The sequence below is a fragment of the Cyanobium sp. LEGE 06113 genome, assembly GCF_015207615.1.
In genome coordinates this window covers 86,024-106,515 of sequence record NZ_JADEWM010000001.1, presented here as the reverse complement: position 1 = coordinate 106,515, position 20,492 = coordinate 86,024, and the positions used below count along the sequence as shown (strand labels likewise).

Below are 20,492 nucleotides of genomic sequence, written 5' to 3'. Positions count from 1 at the left end.
GATGGAAACCTACGCCCGCCTGCCGGTGAGCCTCTGCCGCGGCCGCGGCGTGTGGGTGTGGGACAGCGAGGGCCGGCGCTATCTCGATTGCGTCGCCGGCATCGCGGTGTGCAGCCTGGGCCACAGCAACGGCCGTCTGCGGCGTGCCCTGACCCGCCAGCTGGGCAGGCTGCAGCACGTGTCCAACCTCTACCGGATTCCGGAACAGGAGCAGCTCGCTGCCACGATCACGGCCCGCAGCTGCTTCGATCGCGTCTTCTTCTGCAACTCCGGCGCCGAGGCCAACGAGGCCGCCATCAAGCTGGCCCGCAAGCACGCCCAGGTGGTCCGGGGCCTGGTGGGCACGGTGGAGCGGCCGCCGCTGATCCTCACGGCGGAAGCCAGTTTTCACGGCCGCACCCTGGCCACCGTGACGGCCACGGGCCAGCCGAAATACCACCAGGGGTTCACCCCCATGGTGCAGGGCTTCCGCTACTTCCCCTACAACGACACCGCCGCCTTCGAAGCCCTGCTCGAGGCCTCCGAGGCCGAGGGACCACGGGTGGCGGCCGTGCTGCTGGAGCCCCTGCAGGGGGAAGGGGGCGTGCACCCTGGCGAGCGGGCCTTCTTCCAGAGGGTGCGCCAGCTCTGCGACGCCCATCAGATCCTGCTGATCTTCGATGAGGTGCAGATCGGCGTGGGCCGCAGCGGCCGCCTCTGGGGCTACGAGCGCCTGGGGGTGGAGCCCGATGCGATCACCCTGGCCAAGGGTCTGGGAGGCGGCATCCCCATCGGTGCCCTGGCCGTGAAACGGGCCGTGGATCACTTCCGCCCGGGCGATCACGCCAGCACCTTCGGGGGCAATCCCTTCGCCTGCCGGGCCGCTCTCACGGTGCTGGCCGAAATCGAGCGGCGGCAGCTGCTCCAGCACGTGCAGGCGATGGAAGCGCTGCTGTGCCAGGAACTCTCCGCCCTGGTGCAGCGCCACCAACACCAGCTCACCGGGGTACGCGGCTGGGGCCTCCTGCAGGGACTGGTGCTCAGCGGGAACGGGCCCAGCGCTCCGGAGCTGGTGAAGGCGGCCCTGGCCCAGGGGCTGCTGGTGGTGCCGGCCGGACCGACGGTCGTGCGCTTTGTACCCCCGCTCACCATCCGCCCCCGGGAGCTGCACCAGGCGGTGTCGCTGCTGGAGCGGGCCCTGCTCAGCCTTGCCTGACGTCATCCCTCGAGCCGGGTCCGCCGGGACCCTGCCCAGCTCCGATCCGTTCGCCGACCTGATCCAGCCCTTCAGCCACCGGGGCGTGGAGCTCGGCCTGGAGCGCCTGCAGGCTGCCCTGGCGGAGCTCGGCCACCCAGAGCGCCGCTTCGCCGCGGTTCAGGTGGCGGGCACCAATGGCAAGGGGTCGATCTGCACCCTCGTGCATGCCGCCCTGCTCGCCGCCGGCATCCGCGCCGGCCTCTACACCTCGCCCCACCTGAGCAGCTGGACCGAGCGCATCCAGCTCGGCGGCGCACCGATCTCGGAGCTGCAGCTGCGGGCCCAGCTGCAGGCGGCGCGGCCCGTGGCCGAACGCCACCGGCTCACCCCCTTCGAACTGGTGACGGCCGCCGCCTTCCTGGCCTTCGCCGAGGCGGATCTGGAGCTGGTGGTGCTGGAGGTGGGCCTGGGGGGCCGGCTCGATGCCACGAGCTGCCATCCGGATCGGCGCGTGGTGGGCTTCGCCAGCATCGGCCTCGATCACCTGGAGGTGCTGGGCCCGGATGCGGCCAGCATCGCCCTGGAGAAGGCGGGCGCCCTGGGGGCGGGGGTGGAAGCCGTCAGCGGCCCCCAGATGCCGGCGGTGGAAGCGGTGCTGCGGCAGCAGGCGGCCCGGCTGGGCGTGCGCCTGAGGTGGGTGACCCCCCTGGATGACAACACCTGGACGCTGGGGCTGCCGGGGCAGGTGCAGCAGCTCAATGCCGCCGTGGCCCTGGGCATGCTGCAGGCCCTGGGGCGCCAGGGCTGGGATCTGCCCGAGCAGGCGATCCGGGAGGGCTTTGCCGCGGCCCGCTGGCCGGGGCGGTTGCAGCGGCTCCAGTGGCAGGGCCTGCCGCTGCTGATCGACGGCGCCCACAACGCGCCGGCGGCCCAGCGACTGAGAGCAGAGCTCGATCAGCACGGCCGGCGCCACGGCCTGCCCCCCGGTGCCCGCCGCTGGGTGCTGGGAATGCTGGCCAACAAGCAGGGGGCCGAGATCCTCCAGGCCCTGCTCGGCCCGGGGGATCAGGCCTGGATCGTGCCGGTGCCCGGCCATGCCTCGTGGCGCCAGAGCGCACTGCTGGGCGGTCTGGGCCCAGGCCAGGCCGCCCGGCTGCACAGCGCCCCAGACCTGCCCACCGCGCTGCGGGCCGCCGCCCGGCAGGGCCGGGGGCCGGTGCTGGTGGCGGGATCCCTCTACCTGCTGGGCCACCTGCTCGCCAGCGCGGCAGCGCCAGGGTGACGGCAGCGCCCCGTGGGCCCAGAGTGAAGACCACCGCCCCGCTCGCCATGGCCCCCCGCCTCCGCACCATTTCACCGGCAGGGCTGGGGGACCAGCTGCTGAGCCAGCTGCTGAGCCGTGGCCACCAGCTGCTGCAGCCATGGCGGCGGCGGCGGCCGTTGCTGCGCATGGCCCTGGGGCTCGGCCTGATGCTGGGCCTGCTGGCCGGCGTACTCACCGCCGGGGCAGGGCCAGCAGCAGCGGACTTCTCCGGTGTGGACTACACCCTCACCAACCAGAGCGGTAAGGACTTCAGCGGCCAGGACCTGGCCAACACCTCCTTTGCGGGCGCCTCCGGCCGCCAGGCCGACTTCTCCAGCGCCAACCTGCATGGCGCCATCCTCACCCAGGCCGCCTTCCCCGAGGCCAGCTTCGCCGGGGCCGACCTCAGTGGCGTGCTCATGGACAAGGTGGACTTCAGCGGCGCCGATTTCAGTGGCGCCAACCTCAGCGACGTGATCGCCGCCGGCAGCAATTTCAGCGGCGCCACGGTGACCGATGCCGACTTCAGCGGCGCCCTGCTCGACCGGGTCGACCAGCGCCTGCTCTGCCGCGACGCCGAGGGAACTCACCCCGTGACCGGCGCCGACACCCGGCTCAGCCTGGGCTGCTAGGGCTGGGGCTGCTGGCGCTGACGCTCCAGCCAGCCCCTGAGTTTGCCGGGGTTGAGCAGGCCGCCCGGGTCATAGGCCGCCTTGGCGGCCACCTGGTCGGCGTCGATGGCGCCCAGGCCGCCGTCCTCCACCGTGATCGCATGGGGGTTGAAGATCACCGCCCCCAGCTGGCGCGCCTGCTGCATCAGGGCCGCCAGGGGAGCTTCCCCCTGCCAGCGCAGCAGGGGCAGGGCCGCCAGGCGGGCCCGTCCCTGCTGGCGCACCGCCTCCAGATGCCAGAGCAGGTCGTCGCCCCAGCGCTCGCTGAGGGCCGCCAGGCAGGGGGCTTCCGGCTGGGGCAGCAGCATCTGCAGGTAGGTCCAGCCCTGCTGCTGGGCACGCCAGTGCAGGGTGGTGTGGTTCCAGCTGAGCTCGCGCAGCGGCAGGCCCCGGCTCTCCCCCTGGGGGGCCTGCCAGCGCAGGCAGCCGCCCCTGGCCTGCAGCCAGCCCGGCAGCAGCTCCAGGCTCTCGGCGCGGCCAGCAGCAGCAAGCGGTGTTCCCCGGGCGCGCGGCCGGGCAGCCCGCCGGCCAGGGGGAGCGGGCCGCAATTGGTGCCTCCAGCAGGGTGATGGCCTGGAGCAGCAGGGCGGTGCCGGCCAGAGCGGACGCCGCCGCCACGGCCTGCTGCCAGGACTCGAAGCCCACCACCAGCTGCTGCCAGGCCACGGCCTCGGTGGTGGGCAGCCGCAGGGCCGTGAGGATGCCGTTGGTGCCATAGGCATGGTTGAGCGGCTGGCTGGCCGTCGCATCCAGCCGCAGCAGCCGCGGTTCAGGCTCCACCGTGACCACCTCCAGACCCAGCAGGTTGCCCGGATCCCGCAGGAAGCCCCAGCGCAGCGAGCCGATCCCGCCGGATCCCCCCGCCACGAAGCCGCCGATGCTGGCGCTGCGGGCGGTGCTGGGCTGCAGCCGCAGGGCCCGGCCGTGGGGAGCCAGCTGCTGCTCGAGGGTCGCCATCACCAGGCCCGCCTCCACCTCGATCACGCCGCTGCGGGGATCCAGGCTGCGCAGGCGATTCAGCCCCATCAGCTCCAGCACCACGCCACCGGCCAGGGGCACGCACTGGCCGTAGTTGCCGGTGCCGGCCCCCCGCACGGTGAGAGGCACCCCCAGCCGGGCGCAGCCGGCTGCCACGGCCCGCACCTGCCCCACCGTCGAGGCCCTTACAGCGAGCTGGGCCCGCTGAGCCTGGAACACCGGCACCAGCAGGGGGGAGTAGTCGAAAAAATCCCGCGACAGGCGCTCGAGCTCCGCCGGCTGCCCCTCCCCCACCAGCTCCAGGCCAGCACCAGCAGCGGCCTGGTCTGGGGCCTGCTCTGGGGCCAGCTCACCAGCGAGCTCCTCTGCCAACTGGGCGATCACGGCCGGATCCGGCCTCGGCGGCAGCCCCTCCAGGCAGAGAGCCGATCCAGCAGCGGGGGGAGGTGATGCCATCGCAGCGCAACCCAGGGGAGCCCACAGGCCCCGAGCTCACCATCATTGGCGCGGCGTTGGCCCCACTGCGCGGAGCAGAGGGGAGGGCTGCTCCATCGGTGGCGGCTCCAGCCACACCCCGGCCCGCAGCACCCGGCGCTGGGGGCTGCGGGCCAGCAGCTCGCCCTGCTGCGCGCCGCCAGCACCACCAGGTCGGCCGGGGCGCCGGTCCGCAGCACCCCATCCCACTCCAGCCCCAGCAAAGCGGCGGCCGCGGTGCTGAAGGGCGCCAGGCCCTGGCGGCGGCTGGGCACCACGTGGCTGGTGATGGCTGCCAGGCGCAGCAGCTCGATCGGATCGAAGTCACCGCCTGGGAACCAGGGATCCTGCACGTTGTCGGCCCCGATCGCCACCCGCACGCCGGCCCGCTGCAGCGTGGCGATCGGGGCCTGCACCCGTCGGTCCGGCGTGCGGCCAGGGCGCCGGCCCAGCAGCCAGAGGTTGGTGAGCGGCAGTGCCACCACGCCGATGCCGGCCTGGGCCAGCCGCTCCGCCAGCCGGTCGGCGCGGCGATCCGACAGCAGGGCCAGGCTGGCGGCATGGCTGCAGACGATCGGCACCTCGCAGCGCTGCTCCAGGGCCAGGCGCACCACCAGCTCCACCCCCCGGGCGGGCTGGGTGTCGGCCTCGTCCACGTGCAGATCCACCGCCGCCCCATGGCGCTCGGCCAGGGCCAGCAGGGCCGCCAGGGCCTCGCGGTCGGAGAGGCTGGCGCCGTAGGGCGGGCTGAGCACCCCGCCGAGCAGGCCACCCCGCTCGGCCACCCAGCGGGCCAGCTCCTCGCCCTGGGGGGTGAGCCAGTGCAGCAGGGGCGTCAGGGCCACCAGCTGCAGCTCCACCCGGCCGGCCCAGCGGCGACGGATCTCGAGCAGGGCCTCCCAGCTCGCCACGGCCCCTGGACCGACGCTGTCCACATGGCTGCGCAGGGCCCGAACCCCCTGGCGCCAGGCCAGCTGCAGGGCGCGCTCGGCCCGCTCCAGCACCTGGGCCTCGCTGCGCTCGCCGTACTCCCTCTGGTTCTGGGCCAGGGCGCCGGCCATGGTGCCGTCCCAGTTGGGGAAGCGCGGGGCCGAAAAGGCCTTGTCGAGATGGGCGTGGGGCTCCACCAGGGGGGGCAGGGCCAGGGGCAGCGACTCGGCAGCGGCTTCCGGCCCCAGGGGGCGCAGACCGGTGATCCGTCCCTCCTGCCAGCTGAGCTCCACGGCCACCAGGCCCTCGGCATCCACCGGAGCGAGATCCGACTGCCGCGCCTCCAGCAGGGCCCTGGGCAGGCGCAACTCCAGACGGCCCGCCCTGCTCCCGAGGGCGCTGGCGGGGGTGGCGCCGGGTGGATGGGCGCTCATGAACCAGGCTCCCGCGCCTGCACGATCACGAACCGTCCTGCCACACCCACAACGGTGGCCTCGAAGCGGGGCACCCGCCAGTGCAGCACCTGCTGACCACCCAGCTGGCTGTGATACACGCTCAGCACCCCGAAATTGGTGCGGCGGGTCTGTCGCTGCACCACCGCGCCCAAGGCGGTGCGCTGGGAGGCCACCAGGGCGGCGCAGTCGGCCACCGCCAGGCCCAGCACCGAGGGGAGCGTGCTGCTTTCACACACCCGGCTGGAGATCTCCTCCACCAACCGGCCCGCGGCGAAGTCGGCGAACTCGGCAGGGCCGGGGTTGGTCCAGGCCAGCATCCCCCCGGCCCCAGCGAGCAGGACGGCGCCTCCCACCAGGGGTGCACACCAGGCGGAGCTGCGCGGGTCAGGCAGGGCGGAGGAGGCCGGAAGTGCTGCCAGCCTGGCACCAGGAGGAGGCGTTCAGCGCAGGACCGGAGCCCCGGGCCAGCCCCGGACGCCAGCGCACGACTTGGTACATTGGCCCAGGCCATGGCGGGCGTCGCCAAGTGGTTAAGGCAGCGGCTTGTGGCGCCGCCATTCGGGGGTTCGAATCCCCTCGCTCGCCCTTCCATCCCCGCTCAGGGGGCCGTCAGGAGGCCAGGAGATCAGCCCCGGCTGACCCATCCAGGGCCTCCAGAAGCATCCCGGCGCCCTGGCGTACGGGATCGGCGCAGGCAAGCCCCAGCTGCTCCGCCGTGCGGGCGGTGGCCGCAACGGCCTCCTGCTCCGCCAGCTGCATGGTGTTGAGGGCCACCGCCCGCACCCTGGGCCGCAGGCCGTCGGCACGACCCAGAGCCGCCAGGCCCTCCACCACGGCGATCAGCTCCTGCAGCGGCGGGATCACCAGGTGGGGCAGACCCTTGATGTGGCGCTGCCCGGCCCGGTGCACCAGCAGCAGCTCGGTGGGCTGACTGCCCCGCAGCAGCGGCAGGGTGGCGGTGGAGCCCGGGTGGCAGAGAGAGCCCTGCCCCTCCACCAGCAGCAGACCGTCCGGGCCGAGGCCAGCGCCCGCCTCGAGCACGGCGGCCTCCACGGCACCGGCGGCATAGTCCACCCGCACAGCGTCCAGGGGCACACCGCCACCGGCGATCAGGATGCCGGCCTGGCCGGTGCCCACGAAGCGCGCCGCGCGGCCGCGCCGCCGGGCTTCCGTCCAGCAGCTCCAGGCTGGCGCCTCATCTTGCCCACGGCCATGTCGCTGCCCACGGCCAGCAGGCGCCGGCAGGGCAGATCGGCCGCCCGCGCCGACGCCACCGCCAGCCCGGAGGGCTCCTGACGCAGGTCCCAGATCCAGGCCCCAGGCGCCAGCAGGGCCGCCAAGCCGGGGTCGTCGCCGATGCGGCTGTGCAGGCCACTGGCCACCGACCAGCCCGCCCCCAGGGCGGTCGCCAGGTCGGCCCGCAGCGCCGCGGCATCAGCCCCCCGGAGGGCGCCAGCCCCACCACCGCCACCGCCGGCCCCAGGGGCAGGGCTGCCGCCACGCTCTCCAGCACCGGCACGGCGCGATCGATGCCGGTCACCTCCTTCAGGCTGCGGCCGGCATGGGCCGGATCCACCACGGCCAGCAGCGGCCCGGGCCGGTAGCGCAGCATCGCCAGGCCGGTCTTGCCGGAGAGGTTGTCGAGGCCGTCGTGAAGCAGCAGCACCACCGGATCCTGGGGCTGCAGGAAGGTGCGGGCGCCCCCCCCTGGCGGCTCGGCTCTCACGGCAGCCCCTCCGGCGCCAGCCCCGCAGCCACCCTGGGCACCAGCCCGGGCCAGGCCTCCGCCACACCGATCCCCAGGCCCGGCCCACCGGGCAGCAGCAGCTGATCGCCCTGGCAGTCCAGGCCCGTGAAGGGGTCGTCCACCAGGTTGAGGTGGCTGTCGAGATCGGGCCAGCGCACCAGCGGCAGCAGCTGGGCCGCGGCGCCGTTCAGCAGGGCGCCGTCGGAGTAGCAGCCCAGCATCACCCCCAGCCCCAGACGCCGCGCCGTCTGGGCCATCAGCAGGGCCTCCGTGAGCCCGCCGCTCTTGAGCAGCTTGATGTTGACCCCATCGGTGTGGGGGGCCAGCCGCAGCAGATCCTCGAGGTTCCAGCAGCTCTCATCGGCCACCAGGGGCAGGGGGCAGTGGGGATGCAGGGCCGCGAAGCCGGCCGTGTCGCGCGTCGGGTCAAGCTGCGGCGCCAGCGGCTGCTCCAGCAGCACCACCCCATGGGCCTGGAGCTCGGGCAGCAGACGCAGGGCGTCCTCCAGGGTCCAGCCCCCGTTGGCATCCACCTGCAGCTCACAGGCCGCGCCAGCCTGCTGCCGTTTGCGCTCCAGGGCCTCCGCCACCGCCTGCAGCAGGGCGCGGTCGTGATCGAGGCCCTCCGGGCTGCCCAGCTTGAGCTTGATGCGGCTGGCGGGCAGCTGCTGCCACCAGCGCTCGAGCCGCGCCAGCACCGCCGTGGGCGTGCCCAGCCCCAGGGTGACGCTGGTGGCGACACAGGCGCCTGGATCCAGGCCCCAGAGCCGCCAGAGGGGCTGGCCGAGGCGCTTGCCCCGCCAGTCGTGCAGGGCCAGATCGAGGCCACAGCGGGCGGGGGGCGAGAGCTGCGCCAGCAGCGGTTCCAGGCTCTGCGACCCCAGGGGTGAGGCCCCCTGCAGATGCGGGGCCAGGGCCTCCAGTTCGGCGGCGACGGCGGCGGTGTCGTAGTGGCGATGGCCGGTGTCGAAGCCGCCGGTTTCCCCCAGGCCCGTGAGGCCCTCGTAGCTCACCTCCACCAGCAGATGCTCCACCGCGCTGGTGCTGCCACGGCTGATCGCCAGGGGCACGGCCTTGGTGAGGCGGAACGGGCGCAGGCGGCAGCGCATCGGTTCGGGCCCCTGGCGGGTGCGGCGTGAAACCACGCTGGCACGGGGTCGGTCGCAGCGAAGGGCCTGCGGGCCAGCGGGGGGCTGGGGCTGGGCGGGGCTCCAGACTCCAGGCGTCGGCCGGCCCCGGCATCGGCCCCCTCCCCGCAGCCTCGCGATGGCTCCGTCCAGCGTCAACGCCACAGCGATCCAGGAGATTCTCAACGAGGCCCACGCCCGCTTCTCAGACCTGAAGGATGGCCAGCCGGCCCGCTACATCCCGGAGCTGGCCAAGGCCAACCCCGACCATTTCGGCATTGCCCTGGCCACCACCAGCGGCCATGTGTACAGCGTCGGAGACGCCGCTGAGTGCTTCACGATTCAGTCGATCTCCAAGCCGTTCACCTACGCCCTGGCCCTGAAACTGCTGCCGGCGGGCCAGCTGCTGCAGACGGTGGGGGTGGAGCCCTCGGGGGATGCCTTCAACGCCATCAGCCTGGATGGGGCGTCAGGCCGGCCGCGCAACCCGATGATCAATGCCGGCGCGATCGCCACCACGGCCCAGGTGATGGCCCAGGCCCCGGACCATGCCGCGGGCCTGCTGCTCGACTTCTATTCCAGCCTGGCCGGCCGGCCCCTGACGGTGGATGAGGCCGTGTTCCGCTCCGAGCGGGACAGCGGCCACCGCAACCGCGCCATCGGCCACCTGCTGCGCCAGTTCGGGATCATCGGCAGCGACCCTGAGCCCAGCCTGCAGCTGTACTTCCGGCAGTGCGCCGTGTCGGTGAGCTGCCTCGATCTGGCCAGCATGGCCGCCACTCTCGCCTGCCAGGGCCGCCATCCCCGCACCGGCGTCAGCGTGATCGAGCCGCAGACCACCACCAACGTGCTGGCCGTGATGGGCAGCTGCGGCATGTACAACTACGCCGGCCAGTGGCTGCATGATGTGGGCATGCCGGCCAAGAGCGGCGTGGCCGGCGGCCTGCTGGCCGTGGTGCCCGGCCGTCTTGGGCTGGCGGTGTACTCCCCGCCCCTGGACAGTCTGGGCAACTCCGTTCGGGGCGTTGCGGTGTGTGAGTGGTTGTCCCGGCAGCTGGATCTGCACCTGTTCAACCAGCCAGCCCCGGCGGGGCGCTGCCTGCGCTCCAGCAGCGACGGCTGCCGGCGCCATTCGCGCCGCTGGCGCCAGCAGGGGGAGCGCGACTGGCTCGATCGCCAGGGCGCCCGGCTGAAGCTGCTGGAGGTGCAGGGGGTGCTCGATTTCGCCGCCGGCGAGGAGCTGCTGGCGGAGATCGACCGCCAGGCCACGGCGGGGTCCGTGCTGGTGCTCGACCTGACCAGGGTCAGCAGCCTGCCCGCCGTGGGCGCCAGGTTGATGCGGCAGCAGCTCGGCAGCCTCGGCCCCCGGCACAGCACCGTGTTGCTCTGCATGGGCAGGCACGGGGAGGCGCTGTGGCCGGAAGGCCTGGGCATGGCGACGCCAATCCCCTGGCTGCAGACCTTCAGCAGCCTGGATGAGGCCTTGGAGCACGCCGAGGAGCTGCTGCTGGCGGAGCGGCTCGCTCCGGCCGCTCCACCCCTGGAGCAGCGGCCGGGGCTGCTGGAGCGCTTGCCACAAGCGAGTCGCAGGGTGCTCGAGCCCCTGCTGCAGCGGCGGAGGTTCCAGGCCGGAGAGCTGGCCTGCCGTGGCGGGGGCCCCGGCAGCGATCTGTTTCTGATCGAATCGGGCCGCTTCAGCGTGCTGAACGCCGTGGGCTCCGACGGGCGCCAGGATCGTCTCGCCAGCTTCGGCGCCGGCTGCTGGTTCGGGGAAGTGGCCTTCCTGGGCAGCGGCGAGGGCAGTGCCGATGTGCTGGCCGAGGCCCCCGGAAGCTGCCTGGTGCTGGGCCGCGCGGGCCTCGAGCAGCTGGAGCGGCAGCATCCCGCCGTGCTGATCCAGCTGATGCGGTTGCTCCACGGCGAGCTGGCCTGCAAGCTCGAGCGCACCAACCAGGAGCTGGTGCTGCTGGAGGAGGGCTGAAGCCGGCCCCGGCCGCCATGGGTTAAAGGCGGCCCCGGCCGCCATGCGGGAAAATGGCGTGATGACGGCAACCCACTCCCTCCAACTGGCGCCCCCAGCTGCCCAGAGCCCCGCGGGGCCGGGCCGGGGCAGCTACTGGATCACCACCTTCGGCTGCCAGATGAACAAGGCGGATTCCGAGCGCATGGCCGGAATCCTCGAGACCCTGGGCTACCGCGAGGCCAGCGCCGAGCTCAGCGCCGATCTGGTGCTCTACAACACCTGCACCATCCGCGACAACGCCGAGCAGAAGGTGTACAGCTACCTGGGCCGCCAGGCCCAGCGCAAGCGCCTCAACCCCCACCTCACCCTGGTGGTGGCGGGCTGTGTGGCTCAGCAGGAGGGTGAGGCGCTGCTGCGGCGCGTGCCTGAGCTGGATCTGGTGATGGGCCCCCAGCACGCCAACCGGCTCGACACCCTGCTGGCCCAGGTGGAGCAGGGCCAGCAGGTGGTGGCCACCGGGGAGCACCACATCCTTGAGGACATCACCACCGCCCGCCGCGACAGCGCCGTGTGCGCCTGGGTGAACGTGATCTACGGCTGCAACGAACGCTGCACCTACTGCGTGGTGCCCTCGGTGCGCGGCCAGGAGCAGAGCCGCCGGCCCGAAGCCATCCGTCTGGAGATGGAGGGGCTGGCGGCGCGGGGCTTCCGCGAGATCACCCTGCTCGGGCAGAACATCGATGCCTATGGCCGCGACCTGCCCGGCATCACCCCCGAGGGCCGCCGCCAGCACACCCTCACCGACCTGCTGCACCACGTCCACGACGTGGAGGGCCTGGAGCGGATCCGCTTTGCCACCAGCCACCCCCGCTACTTCACCGAGCGGCTGATCGATGCCTGCGCCGCCCTGCCGAAGGTGTGTGAGCATTTCCATATCCCCTTCCAGAGCGGCGATGACGCCGTGCTGAAGGCGATGGCCCGGGGCTACACGGTGGAGCGCTACCGCCGCATCCTCAGCCGCATCCGTGAGCGCATGCCCGATGCGGCGATCAGCGCCGATGTGATCGTGGCGTTTCCAGGCGAATCCGAGGCCCAGTTCCGCCGCACCCTGGCCCTGATCGAGGAGATCGGCTTCGATCAGGTGAACACCGCCGCCTACTCGCCACGCCCCAACACCCCTGCCGCTGACTGGCCTGACCAGCTCAGCGAGACCGTGAAGGTGGAGCGTCTGCAGGAGCTCAATGCCCTGGTGGAGCGCACGGCACGGCGGCGCAGCGCCCGCTATCAGGGCCGTCTCGTGCAGGTGCTGGTGGAGGGCCCCAACCCCCGCCAGGCCAGTCAGTGGATGGGCCGCACCCGCACCAACCGGCTCACCTTCTTCAGCGCTGATCAGCCGGCCGGGGCCGGCCCTGGCTCAGGGGCTCCGGCCGTGCAGGCCGGCGATCTGGTGAACGTGCGCATCGAGGAGGTGCGGGCCTTCTCGCTGAGCGGCACACTGGCCTGAGTTACAGCCCGGGATGGCTGCCCGCCGCGATGACCCCTGCCCCAAGCCAAGGCCGGATCCATGTGGGCCTGATCTTCGGCGGGGCTTCCGGCGAGCACGCCATCTCCATCCGCTCGGCCGCCACGGTGGCCGCCGCCCTGCGGGCTGAAGCCAATGCCGCTCGCTACGCCCTGAGCTGTTTCTATATCGACCAGCGCGGCCGCTGGTGGGGTCCGGAACTGGCCGACCGGGTGCTGGCCCAGGGCACTCCGGCGAACGCGACCCAGCTCGCTCCCGGCACGGAACGCTCTGGCTTTCAGGGCTTTCCCGATGCAGCCCTGGCGGTGCAGGTGTGGTTCCCGGTGCTGCACGGCCCCAACGGCGAGGACGGCACGATCCAGGGCTTGTTCGCCCTCATGCAGGTGCCGTTCGTGGGCTCCGGGGTGCTCGGTTCGGCCGTGGGCATGGACAAGCTGGCCATGAAGGCCGCCTTTGCCGCCTCAGGACTTCCTCAGGTGCCCTATGCCGCCGTGAGCGCCGCCGAAGTCCAGAGCGATGCCGAGGCCGTGCTGGATCGGCTGGAGGCCCAGCTCAGTTACCCCTGCTTCGTGAAGCCCGCCAACCTGGGCTCCTCCGTGGGCATCAGCAAGGCCAGGGATCGGCCCTCGCTGCTTGAGGGCCTGCGCGATGCCGCCGACCTCGATCCGCGGGTGGTGGTGGAGCAGGGCGTCACCGCCCGGGAGCTGGAGTGCGCCGTGCGCGGCGGCGGCCCCAGGCCCTTCAGTGCCTCGGTGCTGGGGGAAATCCGCTTCGACGCCGACTGGTACGACTACGAGACCAAGTACAGCGATGGCAGGAGCCGCACCCTGATCCCCGCACCGGTGCCGGAGGCGGTGGCGGAGCGGGCCCGCAGCATGGCCGTGCAGGCCTGCGAGGCCCTGAACGCCTCGGGGCTGGCCCGGGTCGATTTCTTCTACGCCGAGGGCGAGGTGGGGAGCAAGGCTGAGGGCGAGGCGGGGAGCGAGACGGCGGGTGGCGGCCTCTGGCTCAATGAAATCAACACCCTGCCTGGCTTCACCAGCCTCAGCATGTACCCGATGCTGTGGCAGGCCACGGGCGTCGACCTGGACACCCTGGTGGATGAACTGATCCAGGCCGCCCTGGAGTGGCCTTCCCCTGCCGACCCGGCCCCAGGACGCTTCAAAGGAGTCTCCCCATGATTCACGGCTTGCTCTGGCTGCCCCTGCTGCTCGTCTTCGTGCTGCTCACGTCCCTGGGCTGGCTGGAGCGGCGGCGGCAACAGCTGTTCCGGGACTGGGCCGAGGGGTCTGAACTGGCCAAGCTCGACGGCTGCGGTGCCGCCCGGCTGGTGGACGGGGTGCTGAGCTGGAGCACCTTCGATGCCGGCGCCCTGGTGGAGCAGGACTCCTTCAGCATCAAGCAACTGGAGCTGGTGGAACTGCTGGCGCTCGGATCGGGCGAGGCGCCCCTCACCGAGGAATCCCAGGGGGCCTGCCGGCTGCGCCTGGTGGGGGGCGGCGCCCAGAAGGATCTCCCCTTCGCCGATGCCGAGCGAGCCCGGCGCTGGATGGATGAACTGATGGCCAGTTCCCGCTGCGAGCTGTGAGTCCGTCCAGGCCCCTTCCCCCAGGAGCTGAGCGCAGACGCCAGCTGCGCCTTGAGCGCCGCCGCGAGCGGCTGCGCAACGGCTGGCGGCTGCTGGTGCTGCTCGGCCTCGCCGGCGGCCTGGGCTACACCCTGCTGCGCCAGGGCTGGACCCTCAGCGACCCGCAGCAGGTGGAGGTGCTGGGCAGCAAGCAGGTGGGCGCCGAGCAGGTGATCGAGGCTGCGGGGCTGACCTTCCCCCAGACCCTGCTCAGCCTGGAGCCCAGCCAGGTCGCCGCCTCCCTCGCCGAGGCCCTGCCCGTGGAGGAGGTGCGGGTGACGCGGCTGATGGCACCGCCGCGGCTGCAGGTGCAGCTCACCGACCGCCAGGCCGTGGCCCGCGCCCGGCGGCGCACCGCCCAGGGCAACGAGACCGGCTTCGTGGATCGCTCCGGCTACTGGATGAACAGCCGCCAGGGGGCGCTGATGGCCGATGCAGCGGCTTCGGGCCTGCTGGTGAGCGGCTGGCAACCGCGGCTTCGGCCGGTGCTGGCTGAGGTTCTGGAGCGCCGCGACGCCCTGGGCAGCGATCTGCTGGAGATCCGTTTTGCTCCTGATGGAGGCCTGTGGCTGCGAAGCGCCAGCCTGGGGCTGGTGCGCCTGGGGCCAGCCGACGCCCAGCTCCCCCGCCGCCTGGAGGTGCTGGCTCACCTCGTCAAGACCCTCCCAGCTCAGCTCAAGGGCAAACCACTCAGAACTCTCGACCTCACTGATCCGGAACAGCCCGAGCTCGCCCTCAAGAAAGCGCCCACTGCCAAGCCAGCCTCCCCTTGAGCCTCTGCTCAGCACCGGTTGATCGGGCCTTCAACCGGCTTGGCCCACGACACGGGCTCACCGATGTCTGTCGGCAAAAGAGCAAAGGGTCGCCATCGAACAAAGTCATGGTGGCCACTTGCGGACATAATGCGCCCAGCTCACCGGCATTCCAGCCCCATGGCGCAAGACGACGGCCCCAATTCCGTGCCGCCGATCCAAACGGGTGATTCGATTACTCTGCCTGCGAGCCCGACGGCCAATGGTGCCCTCGCCAACCGCGACGCGATGACCCATACCCCGACCCATGCCGCCGGCATTGTTCCCAGCCAGACGGCCCGGATCGAGGTGATCGGTGTAGGTGGTGGCGGCAGCAACGCCGTGAATCGGATGATTGCCTCTGAGCTGCACGGGCTGGGCTACAGGGTGCTGAACACCGATGCCCAGGCGCTGTTGCAGTCGGCGGCCCAGAAGCGCACTCAGCTGGGGCAGAAGCTCACCCGCGGTCTCGGTGCCGGCGGCAACCCGGTGATCGGCCAGAAGGCCGCGGAGGAATCCCGGGCTGAACTGCAGGAGTCGCTCCAGGGTGCCGATCTCATCTTCATTGCCGCCGGCATGGGCGGCGGCACCGGCACGGGCGCGGCACCGATCCTGGCGGAAGTGGCCAAGGAGGTGGGGGCGCTCACCGTGGGCATCGTCACCAAGCCGTTCGGATTCGAGGGCCGTAAGCGGATGCGCCAGGCCGAGGAGGGCATTGCCCGGCTGGCCGAGCATGTCGATACCCTGATCGTGATTCCCAATGACCGCCTGCGGGACGAGATCGCCGGCGCTCCCCTCAATGAGGCCTTCCGCGCCGCCGATGACGTGCTGCGCATGGGCGTGAAGGGCATCAGCGACATCATCACCAAACCCGGCCTGGTGAACGTTGACTTCGCTGACGTGCGCTCGGTGATGGCCGATGCCGGCACCGCCCTGCTGGGCATCGGCGTGGGCTCGGGTCGCAGCCGCGCCAGCGAGGCGGCCCAGGCCGCCATGAGCAGCCCGCTGCTGGAGTCGGCCCGCATCGATGGCGCCAAGGGCTGCGTGATCAACATCAGCGGCGGCATCGACATGACCCTGGAGGACATGACCACGGCCTCGGAGGTGATCTATGACGTGGTCGACCCCGACGCCAACATCATCGTGGGCGCCGTGGTGGACGAGCGGCTGGAGGGCGAGATTCATGTGACGGTGATCGCCACCGGCTTCGCAGGTGGCACCACCTACCGCCCCGAACGACCGGCGGTGAGCTTCGCCACCAGCCCGCCGTTCACCCCCACTCCCACACCCGAAGAGCGCGGCGCCAAGATCCCGCCGTTCCTGCTGAACCGCCAGACGCGGCCAGGTGATCAGGAGAGCTGAGGTCTACCGCCGCCATCGCTTAGCAGCTCCAACAGAGAGCCCAATCAGACGTGAGTGGTGGAACTCCGCCGGCCGATCCATTCATGGCCGCTCTGGCGGTGCGGCACGGCTGCGGATGGGCAGCCCGAAGGGGGTGACCCGGATTCCACGCCTGCCCTGAGCATCCCGTGTGGCTGCTGCCTTCCGGTCCTGACCAGGTTTGGGCGTCTGGGCCGCGTGGGTCCGAGTCGAGTGGATGCTAGCAATGGCCCCCTCCCTCTCGCCCTGCGCCCCGTGCCCGTGCGCCCCGCCGATCTGGCCCGTCGCAAACAGGCGGGCCTGCCGATCACCGTGCTCACCGCCTGGGATGCCCTCTCCGGTGCCCTCGTGGCCGAAGCGGGGGCTGATGCGGTGCTGGTGGGCGATTCGCTCGCCATGGTGGTGCTGGGCCACCCCACCACCCTGCCGGTGACCCTCGACGAGATGCTGCATCACTGCCGCGCCACGGCGCGCGGCATGGCCAGCGCCTGCGCGGCGGGCCATGAACCCCTGCTGATCTGCGATCTGCCTTTCCTCAGCTATCAGTGTCAACCCGATGACGCCGTGGCGGCCGCCGGCCGGGTGCTCAAGCAGAGCCCCGCAGCGGCGGTGAAGCTGGAAGGTGCTGAACCCGAAACCCTGGCGGTGATCGACCGCCTGGTGCGCAGCGGCATTCCGGTGATGGGCCATGTGGGGCTGACGCCCCAGTCCGTGCACCGCACGGGCTACCGGCGCCAGGCCACCGATGCCGCCAGCCGTGAACGACTGCGGACCGCGGCCCGCGCCCTGGAGCAGGCCGGCTGCTTCGCCCTGGTGGTGGAGCATGTGCCGGCGGAGGCCGCCACAGAACTCAGCCACACGCTCACCATCCCCGTGATCGGCATCGGTGCCGGCGACAGCTGTGACGGACAGGTGCGGGTGACCGCCGACCTGCTCGGGCTCACCGGCAGCCAACCGCCCTTCAGCCCGCCGCTGCTGCAGGGTCGCTCCCTGGCGCTGGAGGCGCTGCGCCTGTGGCTGGCAGCCCAGAGTCGTCCATCCAGCACCACAGCTCCCGCAGCACCGCATTGCTGAGGGCCAGGCCCTGGGGATCACTCAACCGCCAGCGCTCCCCTTCCAGCAGCAGCAGCTCCCGGGCCAGCCAGGGCTGCAGCCGTTGCCTGAGCTGGCCAAGCTCGGCCCTGATCCTCTGCTCCTGCCAGCCCTCAGCCCGCAGCAGCTGGGCAGGCCGCACCCCCTCCCGCCGCCGTAACCCCACCATCAGGCGCTCATCGAGGGGCATCCCCGCCGCCTGGAACGCGCCGGCCTGGCCCAGCGTCCCGACCTGAGCCAGCGACGCGGCCTGCTGCTCCAGCCAGCGGGCGTAGGCCTCCCGCGTGCGGGGCCTGGCCTGGCGCTCCCCCCAGGGGGCCGCCGTGGCCCCCATGCCAAAGCCCCACCAGCCCGCCCCGCTCCAGTACACGCGGTTATGGCGCGAGGCGTGGCCGGCCAGGGCGTAGTTGGACACCTCGTAGTGGCCATAGCCGGCCGCCCCCAGCGCGGCGCTGCTGAGCTCCATCAGGTCGGCGGCCAGATCGTCATCGGGCAGGGCCAGCCGGCCCTGCTCCAGGCGCCTCGCGAACACGGTGCCCGGCTCGATCGTGAGGTCGTACACCGAGAGGTGGGGAGCGCCCGTGGCAACCGCCTGGCGCAGCTGGTCTCGCCAGCCCTCCAGGTTCTGGCCGGGCACCGCCTGGATCAGATCCAGGCTCCAGCTGGCCAGGCCGCCGTCGCGCCGGGCCTGGGCCAGCCAGCGGCAGGCCTGGCGCAGGTCGTGGCCGCTGTGGCGTCGCCCCAGCTGCTGCAGCACGGTGTCGTCAAAGCTCTGGCCACCGAGGCTCACCCGGTTCACGCCGGCGTCCAGGTAGGCCAGCAGGCGGGCGCGATCGAAGCTGGCGGGATCCAGTTCCAGGCTGATCTCCGCCCCTGGCACCAGCCCGAAGCGCCGCTCCAGGGCCCCCAGCAGCGCCCCCACCTGCTGCGGCTCCAGCAGCGAGGGGGTGCCGCCGCCCAGATACACCGTCGACAGAGGCGGCGGCGGCGGGCCCAAGGGCCAGGGGGCCAGGGCGATCTCCCGCAGCAACAGTTCCAGGTAGGCCGCAATCGAGGCGGAACCGGGCTGGCCCTGGGCCGCCCCGGCCCGGTCGCCCAGGGGCACCACCGGAAAGTCGCAGTAGAAGCAGCGCCGGTGACAGAAGGGGATGTGCAGGTAGGCGCTGCGGGGGGGCAGGGCGGCGGACCCCAGCGGCCGCACCAACGGTGTGGAGGCGATCAAGTGCGGTTACCTCCGCAGGCCAAACCGGCGGGTTTCAGCCATGCTGCGCACTGGATCGCCCGGAGCTCGCCACACAGCGTCAATGGTGGACTCCCTCATCCTCATCCTGTTCATGATCTCCGGTGCCGCCGCCGGATGGCTGGGGGTGGACCTGCTGCCCAGGGCGATGCTGGCCGAGGTGGACAACCCCGAGGGCCTGCGCACGGTGCTGGGCGGCTTCGGGGCCTTCTTCGGGCTGATCGCCGGGGTGTTCTTCGGCCAGCTGCGCCGCAGCCTGATGCGCCAGGTGCGCAGCATGCCCACCGACCTGCTGGTCAGCCGCGCCGTGGGGCTGATTCTCGGCCTGCTGGTGGCCAACCTGCTGCTGGCACCGATCCTGCTGCTGCCCCTGCCCTGGGAGGTGGTGTTCGTGAAGCCCCTGGCGGCGGTGCTGAGCAACGTGTTTTTCGGCGTGTCCGGCTACAACCTCGCCGAGGTGCATGGCCGCACCCTGCTGCGCCTGTTCAACCCCAGCAGCACCGAGGCCCTGCTGGTGGCCGAAGGGGTGCTGCAGCCAGCCAGCGCCAAGATCCTCGACACCAGCGTGGTGATCGATGGCCGCCTGCGCGGCCTGCTCGACTCCGGTGTGCTGGAGGGCCAGGTGATCGTGGCCCAGTGCGTGATCGACGAACTCCAGGCCCTGGCCGATTCCAGCAACGCCGAGAAGCGCGGCCGCGGCCGCCGCGGCCTCAAGCTGCTCACCGAGCTGCGCGAGCAGTACGTGCGCCGCCTGGTGGTGAACAGCACCCGCTACGAGGGCAAGGGGGTGGACGACAAGCTGCAGGCCCTCACCGCCGACACCGGCGGCACCCTGCTCACCACCGACTACAACCTGGCCAAGGTGGCCGAGCTGAAGAGCCTCAAGGTGCTCAACCTCAGTGAGCTGGTGATCGCCCTGCGGCCCGAGGTGCAGCCCGGCGATGAGTTCCAGCTCAAGATCGCCCGTGAGGGCAAGGAGGCCGACCAGGGCGTGGGCTACCTGGATGACGGCACCATGGTGGTGGTGGAGGGAGCCCGCGAGAACATCGGCGAGCGCCTGCCGGTGGTGGTCACCGGCGCCCTGCAGAACCCAACCGGCCGCATCGTCTTCGCCCGGCGCGAGCCCGTGCTCCATGCCAGCGCCACCGAGGCGGGCAGCCATGGCAACGAGCGGGGGGGGGAGCGATCCACACCTCCCGCCAGCAAGCGCAAGCCGAGGGCCTCCCGCTAGGCTCCGATCCAGTGCCTGTCAGGGTCAACGGATGTCGGTGTCAGCTCCTTACTACGGCGATTCCGCCGTGATGCGCACACCGCCGCCGGACCTCCCCTCCCTGCTGCTCAAGGAGCGGATTGTGTATCTGGGCTTGCCGCTGTTCAGCGACGACGAGGCCAAGCGCCAGATGGGCATCGATGTGACCGAGCTGATCATCGCCCAGCTGCTCTATCTGGAGTTCGACAACCCAGACAAGCCCATTTTCTTCTACATCAACTCCACCGGCACCTCCTGGTTCACAGGCGATGCGATCGGCTTCGAAACCGAGGCCTTCGCCATTGCTGACACGATCAGTTATGTGAAGCCACCGGTGCACACCATCTGCATCGGCCAGGCGATGGGCACCGCGGCGATGATCCTCAGCGCCGGCACCAAGGGGCAGCGGGCGGCCCTGCCCCACGCCACGATCGTGCTGCACCAACCCCGCAGCGGCGCCCGCGGTCAGGCCAGCGACATCCAGATCCGGGCCCAGGAAGTGCTGCACAACAAGCGCACCATGCTGGGCATGCTGGCCACCAACACCGGCCGCAGCGTTGAGGAGCTCTCCCGCGACTCCGACCGCATGACCTACCTCACCGCCGACCAGGCCCTGGAGTACGGCCTGATCGACCGCGTGCTCACCAGCCAGAAGGACCTCCCCAGCGGCACCCCTCTGGCCGCCCAGCGCAGCCCCGCCGGCATCGGCTGATCCGGGCCCAGGGCCCACCCCCCAGTTCACTCCACCACCAACACCCGCCGCCTC

Annotated in this window: 19 protein-coding genes, 1 tRNA gene, 1 other RNA gene and 2 pseudogenes; 14 read left to right on the top strand and 9 right to left on the bottom strand. The window is 71.8% G+C overall.

Going from position 1 to position 20,492, the window contains the following annotated elements:
- Position 1 precedes the first annotated feature (1 nt).
- From IQ220_RS00630 to IQ220_RS00620, 3 genes are all read left to right on the top strand, one after another.
- On the top strand, positions 2-1,195 hold the full coding sequence (locus IQ220_RS00630) for an aspartate aminotransferase family protein (RefSeq protein ID WP_193913130.1): 1,194 nt from the start codon (positions 2-4) through the stop codon (positions 1,193-1,195).
- Positions 1,188-2,459, top strand: a complete 1,272-nt coding sequence (locus IQ220_RS00625) for a folylpolyglutamate synthase/dihydrofolate synthase family protein (RefSeq protein ID WP_225875643.1) — start codon at positions 1,188-1,190, stop codon at positions 2,457-2,459. Before IQ220_RS00630 ends, IQ220_RS00625 begins: the two co-directional genes overlap by 8 nt.
- 167 nt (positions 2,460-2,626) lie before the next feature.
- Positions 2,627-3,112 carry a pentapeptide repeat-containing protein gene (locus tag IQ220_RS00620; RefSeq protein WP_193913128.1) on the top strand — a complete coding sequence of 162 codons (486 nt, stop codon included), beginning with the start codon at positions 2,627-2,629 and terminating at the stop codon, positions 3,110-3,112.
- On the opposite strand, the gene IQ220_RS16300 is transcribed toward IQ220_RS00620, so the two are convergent.
- Entirely contained in the window at positions 3,109-3,699 is a 591-nt protein-coding gene (locus tag IQ220_RS16300; RefSeq protein WP_370566318.1) for a hypothetical protein, read from the bottom strand. The two genes, IQ220_RS00620 and IQ220_RS16300, sit on opposite strands and share 4 nt — an antisense overlap.
- 20 nt (positions 3,700-3,719) lie before the next feature.
- On the opposite strand from IQ220_RS16300, the gene IQ220_RS16295 reads away from it, so the two are divergent.
- Positions 3,720-3,869, top strand: coding sequence for a hypothetical protein (locus IQ220_RS16295; RefSeq protein WP_370566317.1), 150 nt, complete (start codon positions 3,720-3,722; stop codon positions 3,867-3,869).
- Positions 3,870-3,991: 122 nt separating this feature from the next.
- On the opposite strand, the pseudogene IQ220_RS16290 reads toward IQ220_RS16295, so the two are convergent.
- The 3 genes and pseudogenes from IQ220_RS16290 to IQ220_RS00605 all read right to left on the bottom strand — a co-directional run.
- A pseudogene (locus IQ220_RS16290) lies at positions 3,992-4,585 on the bottom strand (FAD-binding oxidoreductase); the annotation flags it as partial.
- Positions 4,510-5,967, bottom strand: coding sequence for an amidohydrolase family protein (locus tag IQ220_RS00610; protein ID WP_370566290.1), 1,458 nt, complete (start codon positions 5,965-5,967; stop codon positions 4,510-4,512). The gene IQ220_RS00610 and the pseudogene IQ220_RS16290, both read right to left, overlap by 76 nt.
- Positions 5,964-6,341 (bottom strand): DUF4359 domain-containing protein, encoded by a 378-nt coding sequence (locus IQ220_RS00605; RefSeq protein WP_193912812.1) that lies wholly within the window; start codon positions 6,339-6,341, stop codon positions 5,964-5,966. Before IQ220_RS00605 ends, IQ220_RS00610 begins: the two co-directional genes overlap by 4 nt.
- Before the next feature lie 159 nt (positions 6,342-6,500).
- On the opposite strand from IQ220_RS00605, the gene IQ220_RS00600 reads away from it, so the two are divergent.
- Positions 6,501-6,573, top strand: a tRNA-His gene (locus IQ220_RS00600).
- 24 nt (positions 6,574-6,597) lie between these two features.
- Here IQ220_RS00600 and IQ220_RS16285 read toward each other — a convergent pair.
- The 3 genes and pseudogenes from IQ220_RS16285 to IQ220_RS00590 all read right to left on the bottom strand — a co-directional run bounded on the left by IQ220_RS16285 (position 6,598) and on the right by IQ220_RS00590 (position 8,844).
- Entirely contained in the window at positions 6,598-7,125 is a 528-nt protein-coding gene (locus IQ220_RS16285; RefSeq protein ID WP_370566289.1) for a DUF1611 domain-containing protein, read from the bottom strand.
- Positions 7,098-7,600 (bottom strand): annotated as a pseudogene (locus tag IQ220_RS16280) (DUF1611 domain-containing protein). The gene IQ220_RS16285 and the pseudogene IQ220_RS16280 overlap by 28 nt, the downstream one beginning before the upstream one ends.
- Before the next feature lie 110 nt (positions 7,601-7,710).
- Complete coding sequence (locus IQ220_RS00590) at positions 7,711-8,844, bottom strand: dipeptide epimerase (RefSeq protein WP_193913126.1); 1,134 nt, start codon at positions 8,842-8,844, stop codon at positions 7,711-7,713.
- A 157-nt stretch (positions 8,845-9,001) separates the two neighbouring features.
- Between IQ220_RS00590 and glsA the strand changes: the two genes are divergently transcribed.
- The 6 genes from glsA (at position 9,002) to ftsZ (ending at position 16,127) form a co-directional block, all read left to right on the top strand.
- A complete protein-coding gene (glsA, locus tag IQ220_RS00585) occupies positions 9,002-10,843 on the top strand; it encodes a glutaminase A (RefSeq protein ID WP_193912810.1) in 1,842 nt (613 codons plus the stop codon).
- A 61-nt stretch (positions 10,844-10,904) separates the two neighbouring features.
- Complete coding sequence (gene miaB / locus IQ220_RS00580) at positions 10,905-12,329, top strand: tRNA (N6-isopentenyl adenosine(37)-C2)-methylthiotransferase MiaB (RefSeq protein WP_228008785.1); 1,425 nt, start codon at positions 10,905-10,907, stop codon at positions 12,327-12,329.
- A 29-nt stretch (positions 12,330-12,358) separates the two neighbouring features.
- The gene (locus IQ220_RS00575) at positions 12,359-13,528 is read left to right on the top strand and encodes a D-alanine--D-alanine ligase family protein (RefSeq protein WP_186697086.1); all 1,170 of its coding nucleotides are present in this window, start codon (positions 12,359-12,361) and stop codon (positions 13,526-13,528) included.
- On the top strand, positions 13,525-13,935 hold the full coding sequence (locus IQ220_RS00570) for a hypothetical protein (RefSeq protein WP_186697087.1): 411 nt from the start codon (positions 13,525-13,527) through the stop codon (positions 13,933-13,935). The genes IQ220_RS00575 and IQ220_RS00570 overlap by 4 nt, the downstream gene beginning before the upstream one ends.
- The gene (locus IQ220_RS00565; protein WP_186697088.1) at positions 13,932-14,747 is read left to right on the top strand and encodes a cell division protein FtsQ/DivIB; all 816 of its coding nucleotides are present in this window, start codon (positions 13,932-13,934) and stop codon (positions 14,745-14,747) included. Before IQ220_RS00570 ends, IQ220_RS00565 begins: the two co-directional genes overlap by 4 nt.
- 267 nt (positions 14,748-15,014) lie before the next feature.
- Positions 15,015-16,127, top strand: a complete 1,113-nt coding sequence (gene ftsZ, locus IQ220_RS00560; RefSeq protein WP_225875646.1) for a cell division protein FtsZ — start codon at positions 15,015-15,017, stop codon at positions 16,125-16,127.
- A gap of 132 nt (positions 16,128-16,259) precedes the next feature.
- Here the strand turns inward: ftsZ and ffs are convergent.
- Positions 16,260-16,356: signal recognition particle sRNA small type (ffs, locus tag IQ220_RS00555), an RNA gene on the bottom strand.
- Positions 16,357-16,406: 50 nt separating this feature from the next.
- Between ffs and panB the strand changes: the two genes are divergently transcribed.
- Positions 16,407-17,219: a 3-methyl-2-oxobutanoate hydroxymethyltransferase gene (gene panB / locus IQ220_RS00550; protein WP_193913120.1), complete on the top strand. Its 813-nt coding sequence runs from the start codon at positions 16,407-16,409 to the stop codon at positions 17,217-17,219.
- Here the strand turns inward: panB and hemW are convergent.
- The gene (hemW, locus tag IQ220_RS00545; RefSeq protein ID WP_228008784.1) at positions 17,107-18,459 is read right to left on the bottom strand and encodes a radical SAM family heme chaperone HemW; all 1,353 of its coding nucleotides are present in this window, start codon (positions 18,457-18,459) and stop codon (positions 17,107-17,109) included. The genes panB and hemW overlap by 113 nt on opposite strands.
- A gap of 82 nt (positions 18,460-18,541) precedes the next feature.
- Here hemW and IQ220_RS00540 point away from each other — a divergent pair, with 82 nt between their 5' ends.
- Together IQ220_RS00540 and IQ220_RS00535 are read left to right on the top strand one after the other, a co-directional pair.
- Positions 18,542-19,708 carry a PIN/TRAM domain-containing protein gene (locus IQ220_RS00540; protein ID WP_228008783.1) on the top strand — a complete coding sequence of 389 codons (1,167 nt, stop codon included), beginning with the start codon at positions 18,542-18,544 and terminating at the stop codon, positions 19,706-19,708.
- A gap of 31 nt (positions 19,709-19,739) precedes the next feature.
- Positions 19,740-20,438, top strand: coding sequence for an ATP-dependent Clp protease proteolytic subunit (locus IQ220_RS00535; protein WP_186697090.1), 699 nt, complete (start codon positions 19,740-19,742; stop codon positions 20,436-20,438).
- Positions 20,439-20,492: the final 54 nt, after the last annotated feature.